We start from the raw sequence: 17,484 nt of genomic DNA, 5'->3' as shown, positions 1-17,484 counted from the left end.
GCCAAGGGAAAACGGAGGGATTTCCCGAGCGATATCCCTCATTTTCGTTTCTTATCGTGAAATATCGTTTTTTATTGTGAAAATATCGATGCTATACTTGGGACAATCGGCGGAGAAGGAGGCGTATCAGGTTGGCGGAGGAGCGCGAGGGGGTCAAGTCCCTTGGCAAGGCGCTGAATATACTCGAATGTGTGGCCGACGGTCCCGACGGGGCCGGCGTCAGCGAGGTATCCGCGCGGCTGGGCATCAACAAGGCCTCGGTCTCGAAGATGCTCTCGACTCTGGCCACCCATCGTTTCGTCCGTAAGGACCCCCAGACCCGGCGGTATCGGCTGGGCTATCGTCTGGTGGAGCTCAGCGCGCACCTCATCGAGTCCATCGACCTCCGCGCGGAGGCCCGTCCGCACCTCAAGGCCCTGGAACGCACCATCAACGAGGTCATCAATCTGGCCGTCTACCACAACGGAGAGGTCATCTACGTGGACAAGTTCGAGGGAACGAAGTCGCTCCGTCTGCACTCCCGCATCGGAGGGCGCGCCAGCCTCACCTGTACGTCGGTCGGGAAGGTTCTCCTGGCCTTCCTGCCCGAGCCCGAACGGCGCTACCTCATGGACGCCGCGGTCCCGGAGCGGCGGACTCGCCTCAGCGTCGCGACCTGGGAGGAGCTCGCCGGGCAGTTCGCCGAAATTCGGAAGCAGGGCTACGCCCTGGACCTCGAGGAGAACATGGAGGGCGTCGTCTGCGTCGGAGCGCCGATCTTCGACTACTCCGGCAAGGTCGTCGGGGCGGTGAGCGTGTCGTGCCCGACGGTGCGCGGGGATATGACGCGCCTGCTGGAGCTCAAGGACCGTCTGCTGGAGGCCTGCACGCGGATATCCGCGGACTGCGGCTACTACGCCGCGGAACGGTGAATATCCTGCGGGATTTCTCGTAATTGCTGTGGTTTTCTGTACTTGTGCTTGGTTTTATCTCAATTCGTTTTCGCGCCTCGTTTTCACGCCTCGTGATTTTTACCATTCAAAGGGAGGAATGCAGTGATGATCAAGACACCGAAGCTTGTAATGATCCCCGGCCCCACGCCGGTGGTCCGTTCGATCCAGGATCAGATGGCCCGGGAGACCGTGGCCTTTGGGGACGCGGGGTTCGTCGCGGACTTCAAAGGGGTGGTCGCCGACCTCAAGTCGATGTGGCGCTGCGACGGCGAGGCCTTCGTCATCGCGGGCAGCGGTACGCTGGCCATGGAGATGGCGGTCTCGAACGTCACCAAACGCGGGGACTCCATCCTGATCTGCTCCCACGGGTTCTTCGGGGACCGGTTCATCGACATGTGTGCGAACAAGGGCCTTGCCGTCGACACCCTGAAGGCGGAGTGGGGCTCGGTCTACACGCCCGAGCAGATGGACGCCGCGCTCTCCGCCAAGAAGTACGCCGCCGTCACCGTGACCCACGTGGACACCTCCACGGGCGTCGTCGTCCCCCTCAAGGCGATCTGCGACATGATGAAGAAGAAGCACCCCGACGTGATGCTGATCGTCGACGCGGTCGCGGCGGCGGCCGGCGCGGAGGCCTGGATGGACTGGGGCATCGACGTCCTGCTGACGTGCAGCCAGAAGGCCTTCGGCGTCGCGCCGGGGCTGGCGATCCTCTGGGCGAGCGGGAAGGCGGTCGAGAAGCGCCGCTCCCTGGGGACCATCCCCGAGTCCTACATCGATTTCGAGCGCTGGATCCCCATCATGAACGATCCCTCCAAGTACTGGGGCACGCCGCCCGTCAACATGATCTGGGCCCTCAAGGAGAGCGTCCGCATCATCAAGGAGGAGGGGCTGGAGGAGCGCTATGCGCGCCACATCCGTCAGGCCGGCTACTTCGTGGCGGGCATGGAGGCCCTGGGGTTCCGTCCCGCAGCGCCGAAGGAGATGCGCGCGCCGACGCTGACGGTCTTCTTCTATCCCGAGGGCTCGGGGCTGGAGGACGCGGCCTTCCGCGCGAAGCTGGGGGAGGAGGGCATCTACTCCGCGGGGAGCCTGGCCGGCTTCGCCGGCAAGAGCTTCCGGCTCGGGCACATGGGCAACATCGACAAGCACATCCTGGTTGGGACCATGGCCGCCGTCGAGCGAGCCTGCCTGAAGTGCGGCTACAAGATCGAGCCGGGCAAGGGGTTGGGAGCGCTCCAGGCCGGCCTGGCGAAGGAATAGCGGCCGACACGAGCCGGACAGGGCGGCCCTTCGGGGTCGCCTTTTTCGTGCGTCCAGAAAATTTTGTATAATGACTCGATCATGAAGTCCCCGCATCGTGATTTCACAAGGAGGTGATGGCTATTTCCCTGACTGTCCGAGAACTCTTGACCTCCCAGGAACTCGCCGAGACCGAGCTGATCGCCGGAGCGGGCGGGCTGGATCGACCGGTCAGGAGCGTCAACGTCATGGAGGCTCCGGACATCGCCCGGTGGCTCAGGGGCGGGGAGCTGCTGCTCTCCACGGGCTACCAGTTCCGCGACCAGCCGGACGATTTCGACGACCTCGTCATGGCCCTGCACAAGGCGGGGGCGGCGGCGCTGGGGTTCAAGGGCCGTTTTCTCAGCGAGTTTCCCCCTCACGCCAAGGACCTGGCCGAGTGGCTGGGGCTGCCGATCCTCGGCCTTCCCCTGGAGCTGCCCTACTCGGACATCATCCGCATCGTCATCCTGAGGACGGACGAGGTGGAGAGCATCCGCTTCTCCGAGTCGGTGCTGCGGTCCTTCACCCAGGTCGTGGCGGAGGGGGGCGGAGCCGACGGGATCGTCCGCAACCTGATGTCCTTTCTGAATACCGAGGTCTGCTTTCTGGATGCCATCTCCGGCCGCTGCTTCTGCGCCGCCAGGGGCGGCTTCAGCCCCGTGTCGAGCGCACGGGAGAAAAAGGCGCTTCTGAGCCGGCACTACCACGAGCGTCTCGGGCTGGGCAACACAACCTACGGCCATTTCATCTTCAAACGCTGGCCGGAGGGCAGTGCCTGGCGCGTCGTCCTGGAACACGCCAAAACCGCGATGCTCTTCAGCTTCCAGCGGGACATCGCCGCCCGACAGGTGGAGGCCCGCTATCGGGACGAGTTCGTACAGGACCTGATCACCCGGAACATCCGATACCGCGAGGAGCTCCTGAACCGGGGACGCCAATTCGGATGGGATCTGTCCGGCTCCGTCCGCTGCGTCATCTTCGACATCGACGAGTACAAGCGACGCTTCGGACAGCCGATGTCGAAGCGTGAGACGCGGGAGCTCGAGGAATCCCGCCAGCGCATCTACGCCCTCTGCAAACAGGAGATGAGGGCCGTGTTCCGGGAGTGTCCCTATTCCACGATGAGCGACTCCATCATCTTCCTTGTAACACCGGAACGGAACATGGACTTTCTGTCGCGGCTCCGCGTCGTGGCCGAGGTTGTCCGGAAGAAGGTGCGCTCCTGGACGGACTTCACCCTCACGGTGGGCTGCGGCGACGAAAAAACCGATTTCATGGGCTGCGAGGAGAGCTACGAGGAGGCCCGCAGGGCCATCGAGATCATGCGCCCCTTCTGCGGGGGCAACGCCCTGTACTTCTGGGAGGAGCTCGGCGTCCTCACCATCCTGTCGCCCATCGCCGACGGCATGGAGGCCCGGAAGTTCTGCATGCGCCGCCTGGGCGGCCTGAAGGAGGACGAGCAGCTTTTCGAAACGCTCCAGGCACTGGTACGGTGCGGCTGGAACCAGAGGGAGACGGCACGGGAACTGCAGGTTCATTACAACACCGTCCGCTATCGATACGAGCGGATCTGCGAGCTGACCGGCGACCTCTCCGCCCCCGAGAAACAGGTGGAGATCTCCGTAGCCCTCCACCTGTGCCGCCTCAACCCGGATCTGTGCCGCCCGGAGGCCCCCACACCGCCTTTACGGAGCAGCCATTGACCGGAGAGGCCTTCGCCAGCGCCGTGCCGCCCTGTCGGCCGGGGTCACTGCATCAACGTGCTCCTGAGCCCCTCCGCATCCAGAATCTCGATATCGGGAGGCCGGTATCGGACGAACCCCATGGCCTCCAGCTTCCTCAGCTCCCGATGCAGGGACGGGCGGGACACGTTCAGGGTCAGCGCCCACTTCGTCATGGACCCCGGAACGCGAACCCTGTCCGCACCGGCTTGCGGGGAGCCCATCAGGAGATAAAACGCGATCTTCTGACGGATGGCGCTGTAGGTCATGAGCTCCAGCCGCTGCTGAAGGAGGAAGTTCGCGGACGCCAGCTCCGAGATGAAGTTCTCCATCACACGGATGTCGCCGTGGAGCAGACGGAGGATCCCGGTTCTTTCGAACGTCAATACCTCCGTCGGCTCCAACGCCCTCACTTCCAAGGGGTACCGCTGCATGCGGGAGAACACGGCCGCAGGGCCGATGATGTCCCCCGCCTGGCGGACGGTAAAGTTGATCTGGTCTCCATTGGGATGCAGCTGGTGCGACTGCGCGCTTCCCCTCAGGATGATGCCCACCTGGTCGGCCTTCGCCATGAGGGGGCAGATGGTCTCCCCCTCCTCGTAGCGTTTCACATGGCACGGGATGTCCCCAATGCCCCTCTCGATCTCCTCCGCGGAGAGTCCGCGAAAGAGCCGGCACTTCTCGAGCGCAGAATAATCCATCACGTCCCCCGTTCCCGGACGCCCCTGTCCTGTCCGACAGTTCTCCGCCTTTTTTCATACAGGTTCGTATCCTGAGATACAGACTTCTTATTGATTTCATATTATACTTCCCTTGTCATAAATCACAAGCGGGAGGTGTATTATGAAGGCTGGCACTTTCACCCTTGCGGCGGAGAACCCGGCTTTTCCCGGCTGCACCATATCCGGCGAGATTATCCGGGACACTCTTGTCTTTTCCATGGCGGAGGGGACGGATATCAGCCCCGAGAGCTATCCGGTCCACAAGATTTGGCTGGCCGCCCACGGCGCCCTGCGAATCCTGGCCGGAAAGGAGATTCCGCTCGACGCGGGGCAGTGTTACGTGACCCCCGTCGGAACGCCCGTGGGCATCAAGGCCGATACGGAGGGCGTGTACGTCGAGGTATTGTTGAGAAAGGAGACCGTCATGAACCCCATTCTGAAGGACAAGGAAGTTTTTGTACTGAAGGACCTGATCCCGTATCAGGAGGGCAAGATCGTCAACATGGACATCCTGAGCAATCCCAAGCTGAAGTTCGTGGTGATGAGCTTCGACGAGGGCACGGGGTTGTCCGAGCATTCCGCGCCGGGCGAGGCGCTGGTTTTCGCCCTGGACGGCAAGGCGATCATCGGATACGAGGGGAAGGAGTACCCCATCCGTGCGGGGGAGAACTTCAGGTTCGAGAAGAACGGGCTGCACTACGTCAAGGCGGACGGCAAATTCAAGATGGCGCTGCTCCTGGTCCTCGAGTAAACGGAGGGCGATGCCGGGGGCGTTGCCCTGGATGCGAACGGACGCCGGGAGCTCCGTATCGGCCGCGGAACGTGCGCCGCTTCAGGATCTCCCGGCCCCTCGGCCAAACGGGGATGAAAGGGCAGAGGCCGGGGCGGGGTATCGCCGGCGGCGGCCGTATCGGCATGGCGAAAGCCATCGTCGGTCGTTCCGCCGGAGCAATTCAGAGGGGGAAACAATGAGAAAGCATGTCAAAGGCAACGTGAGCTGGGTCGGGTATATCGATTGGGAGCTGGAGAAGTTTCATGGGGACGACTACTCCATCAAAAACGGCTCCAGCCAGAACGCCTATCTTATCGAGGAGGAGAAGACCGTCCTCATCGATACGGTATGGGTGCCGCACAGCGACGAGTTCGTGGAGAATCTGGAGCGGGAGATCGACCTGAAGAAGATCGACTTCATCGTGGCGAATCACGGGGAGTGCGACCATTCCGGCTCCCTCGTCACGTTGATGGAAAAAATCCCGGAGACGCCCATCTTCTGTACCGCAAATGCCGTCAAAAGCCTGGAGGGGCAGTTTGGAAAGCGCGGCTGGAACTTCCGGGTCGTGAAGACCAAGGACACCCTGGAGATCGGCAACGGCAAGAGCCTGGTGTTCGTGGAGATGCCGATGCTCCATTGGCCCGATTCCATGGCCACCTTTCTGACCGGCGACAACATCCTCTTCTCCAACGACGCCTTCGGTCAGCACTACGCGGTGGAGGAGCTCTTCGACGGCAAGGCCGATCCATGCCTGCTCTGGAAGGAAGCCATGAAGTACTACGCCAACATCCTGACCCCCTTCTCCCCCATGGTGACGAAGAAGCTGGCGGAGATCGGCGGGTTCAACCTTCCCATCGAGATGATCGCTCCCTCCCACGGAGCCATCTGGGCCGAGGCGCCGGCGCGGATCGTGGAAAAGTATGCGGCCTGGGCCGACGCCTACCAGGAGGATCAGGTCACGGTCGCCTACGACACCATGTGGGAGGGGACGGCGAAGCTGGCGCACGCCATCGCCCAGGAGCTCCACGCCCAAAGCCCCGAGACGGTGGTCAAGGTGTTCAACATCTCGAAGGCCGACAAGAACGAGGTGATGACCGAGGTGTTCAAGTCCAGGGCCATCGCCGTGGGCTCCCCCACCGTCAGCAACAGCTATCTGTCCTCCATGGCGGGGTGGCTGGAGTTCCTGAAACAGCTCAAGTTCAGGAACAAGAAGGCCGCGGCGTTCGGGTGCCACGGCTGGAGCGGGGAGGGCGTCAAGCTCCTGCAGCAGAAATTGAAGGAGGCCGGCTTTACGGTCGTCGAGGAGAACGTGCGGTCCCTGTGGAATCCCGGCGAGGCCGACTATGCCGAGATTCCGGGCCTGGCAAGGGCCCTGCTTTCATAAACGGGTGCCATGGCACATCACGGGGGAACGGCGCAAAGCCAGCGCGCAGGGGGGTGCGGTCATGCTGGAGTTGAGGAACCTATCTTTCTCGGTCGAAAATGACGGCGTCAAAAAGGAGATCATCCACGACCTGAATCTTGTGGTGAACGACAACACCTTCGTCGTCGTCACCGGCCCGAACGGCAGCGGGAAGTCCACGCTCGCCAAGCTGATCGTCGGAATCGAGAGGCCGACCGAGGGCCGGATCCTTCTGGACGGGTCCGACATCACGGACCTGGGGATAACGGAGCGCGCCAGGAAGGGGATGGGCTTCGCCTTCCAGCAGCCGGTGCGGTTCAAGGGGATCAGGGTCGTCACGCTGCTGAGGCTCGCGGCCGGAAGGGACCTGTCCGTCTCGGAGGCCTGCGACTACCTCTCGGAGGTCGGGCTCTGCGCCCAGGACTATATCCGGAGGGAGGTCAACGCGTCCCTGTCCGGCGGGGAACTCAAGCGCATCGAGATCGCCACCGTCCTCGCCAGGCACTCCCGCCTGACGGTATTCGACGAGCCGGAGGCGGGGATCGACCTCTGGAGCTTCCAAAATCTCATCCGCATCTTCGAGTCCATGAGAAGGAATATCCGGGACAGCTCCATGATCATCATATCCCATCAGGAACGCATCCTGAACATCGCGGACGAGATCGCGGTCCTTGCCGACGGAGCGATAGTCCGGCACGGTGCGAGAGCGGATATCTTTCCGGACCTCATCGGTACGGAGTCGGCGCAGGGCACGTGCAACAGATTGAGGAGGGACGTCTGATGGCGAATCTGACCGAGGTGCAGAAGCGCCTGATCCACGAGGTGGCGGACCTTTTCGGCATCCCTGCGGGAGCCTATAATTTCCGCGCCGATGGAGGGCTTGCGGGAAGAAACAGCACGGAGAACATCGACATCGTCTCGAAGGAGGACGGCAGCGGGATCGACATCCGCATCAAGCCCGGCACCACGCGCGAAAGCGTCTACATCCCGGTGGCCCTCTCCGAAAGCGGGCTGAAGGATACGGTGCACAACGACTTTTTCATCGGCGAAAACAGCGACGTGACCATCGTCGCCGGATGCGGCATCGATAATTGCGGCAATCGGGACTCGGAACACGACGGCATCCACCGGTTTTACGTCGGCAGAAACGCGAAGGTGAAGTACGTCGAGAAGCATTACGGCTCGGGGGAGGGCACGGGCAGGCGCATCCTGAACCCGGTGACGGAGGCGTACCTGGAGGACGGAAGCTCCATGGAGATGGAGATGGTGCAGATAAAGGGCGTCGACTCCACGGACCGCACGACCATCGCCGAGCTGAAGAAAAATGCGCGCCTCGTGGTGCGCGAACGCCTGATGACCCATGGAGAGCAACATGCGATCAGCACCTACAAGGTCGTCCTCCAGGAGGAGGGCGGCAGCGCCGACATCGTCTCGCGTTCCATCGCCAGGGACAGGTCCTACCAGAAATTTGACGCCTGCATCGTGGGGAACGCCCCATGCAGCGGCCATACGGAATGCGACTCCATCATCATGGACGAGGGGACGATCCTCGCCGTGCCCTCCCTCGAGGCGCACCACGTGGATGCGTCGCTGCTCCACGAGGCGGCGATCGGGAAGATCGCCGGCGAACAGCTGATCAAGCTGATGACGCTCGGGCTGACTGAACAGCAGGCGGAGGAGGAGATCATCAACGGTTTCCTGGCGTGACGGCCTCCTCCCTCCCGCGCCAACCTGGCGCCCTCGAAGCCCGGGAGACGTCGGGACGCCAAGGGGCACGCCCGGCGTCTCCCGGGCCTGCGCGTTCACCGTCCCGCGGGGATCGCCCATCATGCCGCCGCCGGCGAATCTCTCCGGATACAGCTTTTTCCACGCGCTTGCAGCGACAGGCGTAAATCCGCGGCCTCGATTCATGGGCCCCCTTATCTAACCCTGACGGCTCCATTCAAGGGCCAGTCAGGAAAGAGAAAATCATTGGGGAAATGCCTGTCGAAGATATCCACGATGCTCGACAACGGTTCCAGCGATATCACGGCGCCACCGTTCATCGAGGATAATTCTCTATCCAGTTTTGAATCGGAATAGCCCTTCCTTACTATCCAAAGCATCTTATTACATGACTTGTCCAGGATTTCGATGACTTCAAGACCGCGGTTCCAGCCGATAAAAGCACCATTTCCCTCCTGGCCTCTCAACGACTTTGCAAGCAACACCGCCAGCCTCAGGCGGCGCAGGATCATCAGGTAGTAATATTCCGTCGCCTCCTTCGTCACGTCTTTCAAAACATCCTTTTGCCCCTCTTTCTCGAGCTCGGAAAAGTAAAACGCCAGCCACTCGCGGCGCCTTTGGGCCAAAGGGGGAAGGTAAGGACGATCCCTCTCGAAGATTGGAGCATATAGCGACGCAAGGCCGCGCCTTGGATACGGCGCCCGAAAAAATTCGTATGGCTCCCGGTATTGCCCCGACGCGATCAGCCTCCTCGTCCTCTCGTAGGCGCGAAGCTCCCCCAACACCCCGGGGTCCTGGACAACACGGGCATCCATGACGGAGGAAGAAGCGTCGGATCTTCGAGCGCAGTCGAGGTCGGAATAGCCCTCGAAGATATCCGGCCCCACATGTTGCCCCTTCAGGATGTCCATGCTGAGCGGCTCCAGCACCTCTTCCGCCAGAAGCGTCAGCAGCGGCCGGGGCGTCACCGCCCGCAGCGTTCCCAGCGTGCGCGATACCCACAGCGACAGGGTGTCGTAGGTTACGGGAAGGCGTTCCAGCAGGTCCCTTTGCAGGACCTCCATCTCGGCTCGTTCCTCCTCGAAGCCTTTCAGCCGATGCTCCCGCTCCTCCTTGGTCAGGGCGCGGAACTCCGCCTCGAACTTCCTCTGATCCGCCTCGAGCGTATCGATATCCAGACTGGCGTAGAAGGAGAGCAGGCCCCTCAGGGGCGGAAAGTCCACGGGGAGGAGGAGGGCCTTCTCCTCCTTCTCCCCCACCGGGCGCCGGGCGTTGGCCAATTCCCCGTACTCTCCGCCGAAGACGATCCTCTTCGTCAGAAGACTGGGGTCGGCCCCCTGATCCAGGTCCGAAAAATCCGCAACCGTCTCCGGCAGGACTCCATAGGCCCGATAGAAGTCCGCACTGACGGGCCCCATGACGTCCTCGGCGAAGAGCTTCAGCAACGGGCGCGGGGTCACGACTCGAAGCTCGTCAAGATGCATCTTGATGAAGAAGCACAGGACCTCTCCATCCAGGAATCCCTGTGCTATCGTCTTGTCCCTGAGGTCGAGCATCCTGACGCGCTCTTCCTCGAAAATCCTTCGCCGTTTTCTCCGCACCACGTCCGGGAGTTCCCCGTGCACGCTCTCGAAGGCCTTTTGATCGTCCTCGAAGGCCTTCAGATTCAGCCGGTCGTAAAAGGACAGGAGCGCCCTTATGGCATGGGCTTCTTTGATCGACCCCGTCCTCATTCCCGTATCCTCGTAAAGGGCTTCCAATACAGCCCTTTTATCTTGTGTGGGTTGAGGCGGGGCTTGCGGCCGTTCCTCCCGAGGCGCCTCCTTCGGGCTGTCGCCGGGGACGGCCCCGACGGCGGATACGCCCCCCAGAACGTAGCCCAGAACAAACCCCATCGCCATACCCAGGACCAAAAATTCTCCGCGTCCCCACCGCGATTCCCGCGCTTTTTCCATGACGGAACCTCCGATTTCAAGTCCGGCTGAGGCTCAAAATTCCACCTGCATCTGGGGGTGAAACGGGCGAAACCTGTTTTCGCCGAATACCTCATTAAAGACTTCGTGTGGATTGACAAAAGTACCGAGACGGGTTGCTGGGGAAGAATCCCCCTTCTTCCATCTCCGAACGGACCGTGCATAGTCTTGGATTTACAATCCGAATGCAACAGCAGGAGGTGAGAGGAGGTCGAGTCGCCACTTAAAAATCAACTTGAGACCGAAATTTATACGTTTCATTGAAGAGCTCTTCAAAGACTTCGCCTGGGTTGATAAAAACACCGAGACGGGTTGCAGGGAAGGGGGTGTGAAGAAGTCCCCTTCCCCCCCATTTTCTGACGGCCCGCGCGTAGTTTTCTCGGAGGCCGGAACGGCGCAGAATCTCCACGATGCGGGCGGAGAGCTCCCGGTGCGCCTGGCACTGGCGCACCCAGGCCAAGCTCATGCAGCGATACGCCTCCTCCGGCACGAAGGGCCAGAGGAGCGCCCCGGTCTCGACGAGAAACAGCAGGTGCGTCGGGCTGCTCAAGGCCTCCCCCTCCATGGACCGCATTTTCCGCTCCTTCTCCCAGACGTACTGCGGCCAAACGTCCCTGGACGCGCCCTCGGGGATTTCCCAGTAGTTGAGAATCATTTGGGTAAAGGCACGATCGATATTCCGCCACCGACTGGAATCATCGATATTTTTGCGTAAACCTGAGTTATTCCTCTTATGCTTAAGTTCCCTCAACTTCCGCCCATCGGGATCATAATAACCGTTTTGATCACCGTTATAAGCGTAAAGGGGGGCTCGATCCAGAATTTCTTCCGTCTCCACCCCCAACTCCGCCATGAGGCGGCGCTCCTCCATACGGCGCAGAAATTCCAAGCGCAACGCATCATGTCGGCGTGCGCACAGAAAATATTCAAATACCCTCGGAAGAATTTTCCAGATCCGGGACTTCATCTTTTTGTCAGGGATGCCATCGCTCATACCGGTTTTTCCGTCGGCGCGGCCAGCATAAAGGGATATGAGCCCCTTCGGAGTGAAGAGCGTTCTTTCCGACCTTGAATCCTCCTCGTCTCGGAAGTACTCCTTGAGCGCGGCGGCCTCGAATTCGTCCTTCTCAATCGGGCTATCGAGCACATAACGAGGGATATCCCGTGATGCCCCGTCAAAAAGGACAGTCTGTATTTTGTCCGCCTCAACGGTTCGCTCAAGATAAAAAGCAGGGACATCGAGGGAAAATCCGTCAAACAGAACCTCACATTTTTTATTTCTTTTTTTGATTCCATCGAGGACGTAGGCGGGAATGTCCCGGGACACGCCCTCGAACAGGACGACCCGCGTCTCGTCCGTCTCCTGCGCCTCGTCCTCCACGTAGGGGTTGAAGACCGGCGGCATCGCTCCGTCGTTCCAGCCCGTCCCGCTCGTCGCCTCCCCGCCCCCGGCGCCGCAGGGCAGAAAGGCCGACCACGTCAACAGCCCCGCGATCAAGACGCAACGCACTCTCCCCATCATCGGTGCACCTCCTTGTAAACAAAACGGTCCAGGCCTCCGCTCCGATCCCCGCACCCTGTCCACACCAGCCCCCCTCATCGAGGTCATGGGCCCCGCCGCATCGCAAAACGCAGCGGCAGGGCATGAGTTTACCGGGCAGGGGCGGCGGCACGTCCCCTGAAAGGTGCTACGATGCGCCCGCCTGGCGTCTTCGAAGCTCATAGACGTCGGGACGCCGGTTTCGGAGCGAGGGGATCCTGGCCCGGACCTCCTCCTGGAAGTCGAGATCGATCTCCGCAAGGGTCACGCCCGGCGTCTCGCGGGCCCGCGCGATTACCGTCCCCCAGGGATCGATCACCATGCTGCCGCCGTAGGCGACGAAGCGCGGCTTCCGACCGATCTGCGCCGCCGCGACGACGTAACAGCCGTTCTCGATCGCGCGGGCCCGCAACAGGGGCTCCCAATGGTCCTTTCCCGTGGGGAGCGTGAAGTTCGCCGGGGTGAAGAGCACCTGCGCGCCCTCCAGGGCCAGCAGCCGAAAGAGCTCGGGGAAACGAATGTCGTAGCAGACGGCGAACCCCAGCCTCCCCAGCTCCGTCTCGGCCGTCACGATCTCGTTACCCGGGTGCACGCGGGCGGACTCCCGGCACACCGTGCCGTCCGGCAGCGTCACGTCGAAGGTGTGGAGCTTGCGGTAGCGCGCCACGATGGCCCCGTGCGCGTCGATCATCACGGTGGTGTTGAAAGGACGCCCTCCCTCCGGGTTGAGCTCGGCGAAGCTCCCGCCGTGGATGTGGACCCTGTGCCACCTGGCCTTCTCCATCAGGAGCTCCGCGGTCGGCCCCGGTATGGGCTCCGCCTCGGCGCCATCGCCGGGCTCGCCGATGAAGTTCATGACCTCGGGCAGGGAGATCAGACGGGCTCCCCTCTCCGCCGCCTCGTCGATGTACCGGGAAACCCGCTCCAGGTTGCCCGCCTTGTCGCTGCCGGTGTCCAGCTGGACGACCGCGACGCCATACCTCCTCGAGCTCGAAGAAAACTCCTGGCTCAAACGAAACACCTCCCAGAATCGATGCAGACCGTCGATGCGGACCATCGGTCCGCTTCTCGTTTCGGGCCCCGGCCGCTTCGCGGCCTGCCCCATGCTCTCCGTCCATTATCCCTCAAACCGGGACAAACGCCGTCCTCCCTTGGCGAAGAACCGCAGGGACCTCCGGGGCAGGAGAAACGAACGGGCGGCCCTAAAAGGGCCGCCCGTGAGGAAACTCCGGCAAAAACGCTGCCGTCCCTACTTTCTGCGCCTGCTCCGGAGCGGGAGCAGCGCCAAAAGGGCAACGATGCCCGCAAGTCCTGCATCGCATCCGCCGCCGCCGCTGCGCGACTTCCGGTTCGGGTCGGGCAGGAGCGGATCACCGGGGTTCGGTCTGGGGAGGGGGCCAGGCTGCCCCGGCCTCGGGTTCGGGTTCGGGCCGGGAGCCCCCCCGGAGCCCTTCTTCACGATAGTGTAAGTCATGTCGGCACTGGCCGTCGCCGTCGAGGCCCGGAAGCCCAGCGGGATATCCCCGCTGACAGTAGCGTCCGGCGTACCGGAGAGGGTGACCGTCACATCGCTCGAGGCCCCGCCCTTCGGCGTCACAACGTATCCCAGCCATACCGGGAGGGAACTGCCGGGAATGGTCGTCACTGTCAAAGCCTGCCCTGCGGAAGACGTGACGTCGAAGGAGGCGGCAAAGGGGACCCCCGGCTCATACTCCCTGCTGGCCAGGGTGTCCGTGGGCGGGGTGAAGACGACAACGTCGGCCGAGGCGACAGCCCGCGTCCCAATCATCACGCTCCGCCGGTCCCCGCTGAGCTGGATTTCGTACTTGGCAGCACTCGCAGGATCCAAACGGACCTGCGCCGCCGCCGGGATGGGCGAATCACAGTCGATCACCCGCAAGACATCCCCCGGGGCCAAGGTCGCCGGGACATTGATCAACTTCAATATCACGTCGCCGGTCAACGCTTTGAGCTTCAGCGCCGGTACGGCCGAAGTGGCATCGGCCACATCCAAGCTGGTAATCGAGCTGCCCGCGGAGAAATCGAAACTGGCCCCGGCATCGGCCCCCTTCTCGAACTGCACCTCTTTGCCGGCCGCGACCTTGACGGTCATGTTGCCGGAAAAGGCATCGTTCTTTTTGACGTAGAGCAAACCGCCGTTCACATGCCAATCGGTTCCCCCTGCAGCTGCGGTGACGGTTCCCGTCAGCTGCACGATCCCGCCGCTTTGATGCACCGCCGCCGGAGCGCTCATCTTGCCCAGCTTCAGCCTAGCACTCGAGGGAACGTTCAGATTCAGGCGATTAACGGCATCAAAAGCCAGCGCCGACGCCCCTACAGTCCGGATTTCGGCATTGCCCTCCAGCTCGATGTTGACCGCGGCATCCCCGCTTCCCAGCGTCAAGTTATGACCGGCTCTGATATCGAGGGAAACGTCCGGGCTCAGCAGGAGCCCCCCCGCGAAGGCTGCATTAGTGATCCCCACTATGGTCTTGGACCTGCCGATCACCACGTGGTCCACCGAAGCCGGCACCCCGGCGGGGACCCAGTTGGCGCCGTCGCTCCACACGCTGTCCGGGACACTATTACTCCACACCTTTTCCGCCGCCCCGGCGCCGGAGGGGAACAGAAAAGCCACAAGCGCAACTGCCAACAAGAAGCCTTTTCTCACATCGACATCCTCCTTTTCTAACGTGCCCTGCGCCGCCGCGGCACGGGGCACGACGCGTTCAACGCGCCTCCGTTTTCATTGCATTGCTCTTGATTATACACCGTGCGGCACGTCAGGCAGCTCCGGAGACAAACGGGGGGCGAGGGAAACGCCAGGAACCGGTCCCCGGCGCTCCGTCTTTTTCCGGCTTGACGGCCCGGACAACTCCTATATAATTTACATTGCGGTAGTTTGAAGAAAGTCGCAACCCTGAAAGAAGGATATGAGAGAGACCCATGCGGGGAGGGACTCCCGGCGGGGCGCCGAAGGGGCAAGTGCTCGAGACACGGAAACTCTCAGGCCAAAGGATCGTATCCGGACAGGACTCTGAAGCTGTACGTTTCCTTGAAATTCATGAAGGGGAGACCGGCGACAGAATGCAGAAGGTCCGGAGGGGTAGTCGATGCAGAACAACACCGTGCTCATCACCAACAACGAAGAGCTCTCGCGGATCGTCCGAAACGGGCGTTTCGTAAAGGGGTCGTCTTTGGATGTTCTCGTGTCCGTCCGAAGCTCCGTACACCTTGGCGGGCGCCTTCTCACCCATCCGCTCTGCGGCAACCTCAGACCCTACCAGCAGCCTTTTCGCTCCGTCCTCATCCAGGAATTCCCGGGAGCGCTCGTGGACCTGGAGTCCCTGTCTCTCATCGAAAATGCCGTAGCCGTATACAAGAGCTGCGAGGATCGCATGCTCCTTCCCGAGAGCTTGGACGAACCGACCCGTGCGGATTACGCCTTCATCGACGGCGAGTTGATGAGGGAAAGTCTGGAGCGGTACGGCATGTTGTCGCGTCATTCGGCACTGCCGCCCGCCGCGTTGCTTACGCATAGTTCAGCGCATAGTTCAGATTGAAGGAGGTGAATGCACAATGCCTGTCGAGTTGACGAAGGAGAACTGCGACGCCGAGGTGAAGCAGGCCAGCGGTGTGGTCGTCATGGACTTCTGGGGTCCTGCATGCGGCCCCTGCATGGCGCTGATGCCCAAGTACCTGGAGATTGCCGAGAAATACGAGGGCAAGGCTAAGTTCTGCAAGGTGGATACGTCTCAGAACAAGCGCGTGGCCATCAACTTCAAGGTCATGAGTCTGCCGACCATCCTGTTCTATAAGGACGGCGCGGAGGTGGCCCGCCTTGGCGGCGCCGACGCCACGGCCGAGAACATCGAGGCCAAGGTCAAGGAGCTGATCGGGTAACACGGCGATTTTTTTGGAAAGGGGGAGTATCATTTTGCGGTTGGAACTCCATAGGCTTTTTGTGAAGCATCTGAAGTTCGGGGAGAAGACCGGTTTTGCGGACGGGACACTGACCGTCAACAAAAAGGAACTGCTCGACCTGATAGCCGAGGATCCTCTCTTGGGTAAGAAGCTGGACGTTGACCTGGCCATGCCCGGAGAGAGCGTCCGCATCATACCGGTGAAGGATGTCGTCGAGCCCCGCTGGAAGATCGAGGGTAAGGGACAGGTGTTCCCGGGGATGCTGAGCGACGTCGAGACCGTCGGAGAGGGCAAGACCCTCGTCCTCTCGGGCGCGGCCGTCGTGACGGCGGGCAAGCTGGTGCGCTTCCAGGAGGGCATCATCGACATGTCCGGTCCCGGCGCGGAGTACACGCCCTATTCCCAGACCTGCAACGTCGTCCTTGTGCTGGAGCCGTCTGACCCCAACATGGACAAGCACGACTACGAGCAGGCCTGCCGCATTGCCGGCGTGAAGGCGGCCGCCTATCTGGCACGCTGCTGCGCCGATGTGAAGGCCGACAAGGTAGAGGTCTACAACCACGCCAACATCAAGGAGGCCATGTGGGCCCACCCCGGTCTGCCCAAGGTGGGTTACATCTACATGCTCCAGACCCAGGGCCTGCTGCACGACACCTACCTCTACGGCGTGGACGTGAAGAAGATCCTGCCGACGCTCATCTCGCCGCTCGAGGTCATGGACGGCGCCATCACGTCGGGCAACTGCGTCTCCGCCTGCGACAAGAACAGCACCTACGTGCACCAGAACAACCCCGTCATCGCGGACATGCTGAAGCGCCACGGGCGTGACTTCAACTTCGTGACCTGCATCGCGACGAACGAGAACGTCACCCTGGCCGACAAGCGCCGCAGCTCCAGCTACGCCACCAAGCTGGCGGCCATGCTGGGCCTCGACGGCGTGGTCATCACGGAGGAGGGCTTCGGCAACCCCGACGCCGACTTGGTGATGAACTGCTGGAAGGCGGAGCGCCTTGGCATCAAGACCGCGCTGCTGACGGATGAGTACGCCGGACAGGACGGCGCGAGCCAGTCCCTGGCCGATTCCTGCCCCGAGGGCGACGCCTGCGTCACGGCGGGCAACGCCAACGAGGTCATCGTCCTGCCGCCCATGAAGAAGGTCATCGGCTACGCCGAGGAGGCCAACGTCATCGCGGGAGGCTGGGACGGCTCCCTGGCCACGGACGGCACCATCACGGTGGAGCTCCAGGCCATCACCGGCGCCACCAGCGAGCTGGGCTACACGAAGCTGGGCGCCTACACGCTTTAATCCGGTTTTTGCTTGAAGCTTCAATAATTTCTATAGAAGGAAGGTGTCAAACATGGGCAAACTGGCAGGCAAGAAGCTGTTGCTTCTCGGCGAGCGCGATGGCGTTCCCGGCCCCGCCATGGAGGCATGTTTGAAGGACAGCGGCGCCGAGATCCTCTTCTCGGCCACCGAGTGTTTCGTCTG

15 protein-coding genes, 1 pseudogene and 1 riboswitch are annotated in these 17,484 nt (G+C 62.0%); of the genes and pseudogenes, 11 read left to right on the top strand and 5 right to left on the bottom strand.

What is annotated here, in order from left to right; genetic code table 11:
* The first annotated feature begins 131 nt into the window (after positions 1-131).
* The 3 genes from ABLA28_RS00925 to ABLA28_RS00915 all read left to right on the top strand — a co-directional run bounded on the left by ABLA28_RS00925 (position 132) and on the right by ABLA28_RS00915 (position 3,919).
* Positions 132-911 carry an IclR family transcriptional regulator gene (locus ABLA28_RS00925; protein WP_347712137.1) on the top strand — a complete coding sequence of 260 codons (780 nt, stop codon included), beginning with the start codon at positions 132-134 and terminating at the stop codon, positions 909-911.
* Positions 912-1,037: 126 nt separating this feature from the next.
* Positions 1,038-2,195 carry an alanine--glyoxylate aminotransferase family protein gene (locus ABLA28_RS00920; RefSeq protein ID WP_347712136.1) on the top strand — a complete coding sequence of 386 codons (1,158 nt, stop codon included), beginning with the start codon at positions 1,038-1,040 and terminating at the stop codon, positions 2,193-2,195.
* A 116-nt stretch (positions 2,196-2,311) separates the two neighbouring features.
* Positions 2,312-3,919, top strand: coding sequence for a PucR family transcriptional regulator ligand-binding domain-containing protein (locus ABLA28_RS00915; protein WP_347712135.1), 1,608 nt, complete (start codon positions 2,312-2,314; stop codon positions 3,917-3,919).
* A gap of 44 nt (positions 3,920-3,963) precedes the next feature.
* Here ABLA28_RS00915 and ABLA28_RS00910 read toward each other — a convergent pair whose 3' ends face one another.
* A complete protein-coding gene (locus tag ABLA28_RS00910; protein WP_347712134.1) occupies positions 3,964-4,638 on the bottom strand; it encodes a Crp/Fnr family transcriptional regulator in 675 nt (224 codons plus the stop codon).
* A 142-nt stretch (positions 4,639-4,780) separates the two neighbouring features.
* Here ABLA28_RS00910 and ABLA28_RS00905 point away from each other — a divergent pair, with 142 nt between their 5' ends.
* From ABLA28_RS00905 to ABLA28_RS00890, 4 genes are all read left to right on the top strand, one after another.
* Complete coding sequence (locus ABLA28_RS00905; protein WP_347712133.1) at positions 4,781-5,410, top strand: cupin domain-containing protein; 630 nt, start codon at positions 4,781-4,783, stop codon at positions 5,408-5,410.
* A 217-nt stretch (positions 5,411-5,627) separates the two neighbouring features.
* On the top strand, positions 5,628-6,815 hold the full coding sequence (locus ABLA28_RS00900) for a flavodoxin domain-containing protein (RefSeq protein ID WP_347712132.1): 1,188 nt from the start codon (positions 5,628-5,630) through the stop codon (positions 6,813-6,815).
* Between the two features lie 61 nt (positions 6,816-6,876).
* Complete coding sequence (locus tag ABLA28_RS00895) at positions 6,877-7,614, top strand: ATP-binding cassette domain-containing protein (RefSeq protein ID WP_347712131.1); 738 nt, start codon at positions 6,877-6,879, stop codon at positions 7,612-7,614.
* Positions 7,614-8,540, top strand: coding sequence for a SufD family Fe-S cluster assembly protein (locus ABLA28_RS00890; protein WP_347712130.1), 927 nt, complete (start codon positions 7,614-7,616; stop codon positions 8,538-8,540). Before ABLA28_RS00895 ends, ABLA28_RS00890 begins: the two co-directional genes overlap by 1 nt.
* A gap of 212 nt (positions 8,541-8,752) precedes the next feature.
* Here ABLA28_RS00890 and ABLA28_RS00885 read toward each other — a convergent pair whose 3' ends face one another.
* The 4 genes from ABLA28_RS00885 to ABLA28_RS00870 form a co-directional block, all read right to left on the bottom strand.
* The gene (locus tag ABLA28_RS00885; RefSeq protein ID WP_347712129.1) at positions 8,753-10,513 is read right to left on the bottom strand and encodes a hypothetical protein; all 1,761 of its coding nucleotides are present in this window, start codon (positions 10,511-10,513) and stop codon (positions 8,753-8,755) included.
* Positions 10,514-10,754: 241 nt separating this feature from the next.
* Complete coding sequence (locus tag ABLA28_RS00880) at positions 10,755-11,936, bottom strand: hypothetical protein (protein WP_347712128.1); 1,182 nt, start codon at positions 11,934-11,936, stop codon at positions 10,755-10,757.
* A gap of 283 nt (positions 11,937-12,219) precedes the next feature.
* Positions 12,220-13,083, bottom strand: a complete 864-nt coding sequence (locus ABLA28_RS00875) for a carbon-nitrogen hydrolase family protein (RefSeq protein ID WP_347712127.1) — start codon at positions 13,081-13,083, stop codon at positions 12,220-12,222.
* 237 nt (positions 13,084-13,320) lie between these two features.
* A complete protein-coding gene (locus ABLA28_RS00870) occupies positions 13,321-14,742 on the bottom strand; it encodes a hypothetical protein (protein ID WP_347712126.1) in 1,422 nt (473 codons plus the stop codon).
* 253 nt (positions 14,743-14,995) lie between these two features.
* A riboswitch (glycine riboswitch) is annotated at positions 14,996-15,103 on the top strand.
* Positions 15,104-15,184: 81 nt separating this feature from the next.
* Here ABLA28_RS00870 and ABLA28_RS00865 point away from each other — a divergent pair.
* The 4 genes and pseudogenes from ABLA28_RS00865 to ABLA28_RS00850 form a co-directional block, all read left to right on the top strand.
* A complete protein-coding gene (locus tag ABLA28_RS00865) occupies positions 15,185-15,634 on the top strand; it encodes a GrdX family protein (RefSeq protein ID WP_347712125.1) in 450 nt (149 codons plus the stop codon).
* Between the two features lie 16 nt (positions 15,635-15,650).
* Entirely contained in the window at positions 15,651-15,974 is a 324-nt protein-coding gene (locus tag ABLA28_RS00860; RefSeq protein ID WP_314717946.1) for a thioredoxin domain-containing protein, read from the top strand.
* A 34-nt stretch (positions 15,975-16,008) separates the two neighbouring features.
* Entirely contained in the window at positions 16,009-17,301 is a 1,293-nt protein-coding gene (locus ABLA28_RS00855) for a glycine/sarcosine/betaine reductase component B subunit (protein WP_314717948.1), read from the top strand.
* 52 nt (positions 17,302-17,353) lie between these two features.
* Positions 17,354-17,484, top strand: a pseudogene (locus ABLA28_RS00850) (glycine/sarcosine/betaine reductase complex selenoprotein A); the annotation flags it as partial.

Source organism: uncultured Fretibacterium sp., from assembly GCF_963544685.1.
Lineage (GTDB): Bacteria > Synergistota > Synergistia > Synergistales > Aminobacteriaceae > CAJPSE01.
Note: the sequence above shows the minus strand (reverse complement) of the source record. Positions and strands in the feature narration are given on the sequence as shown.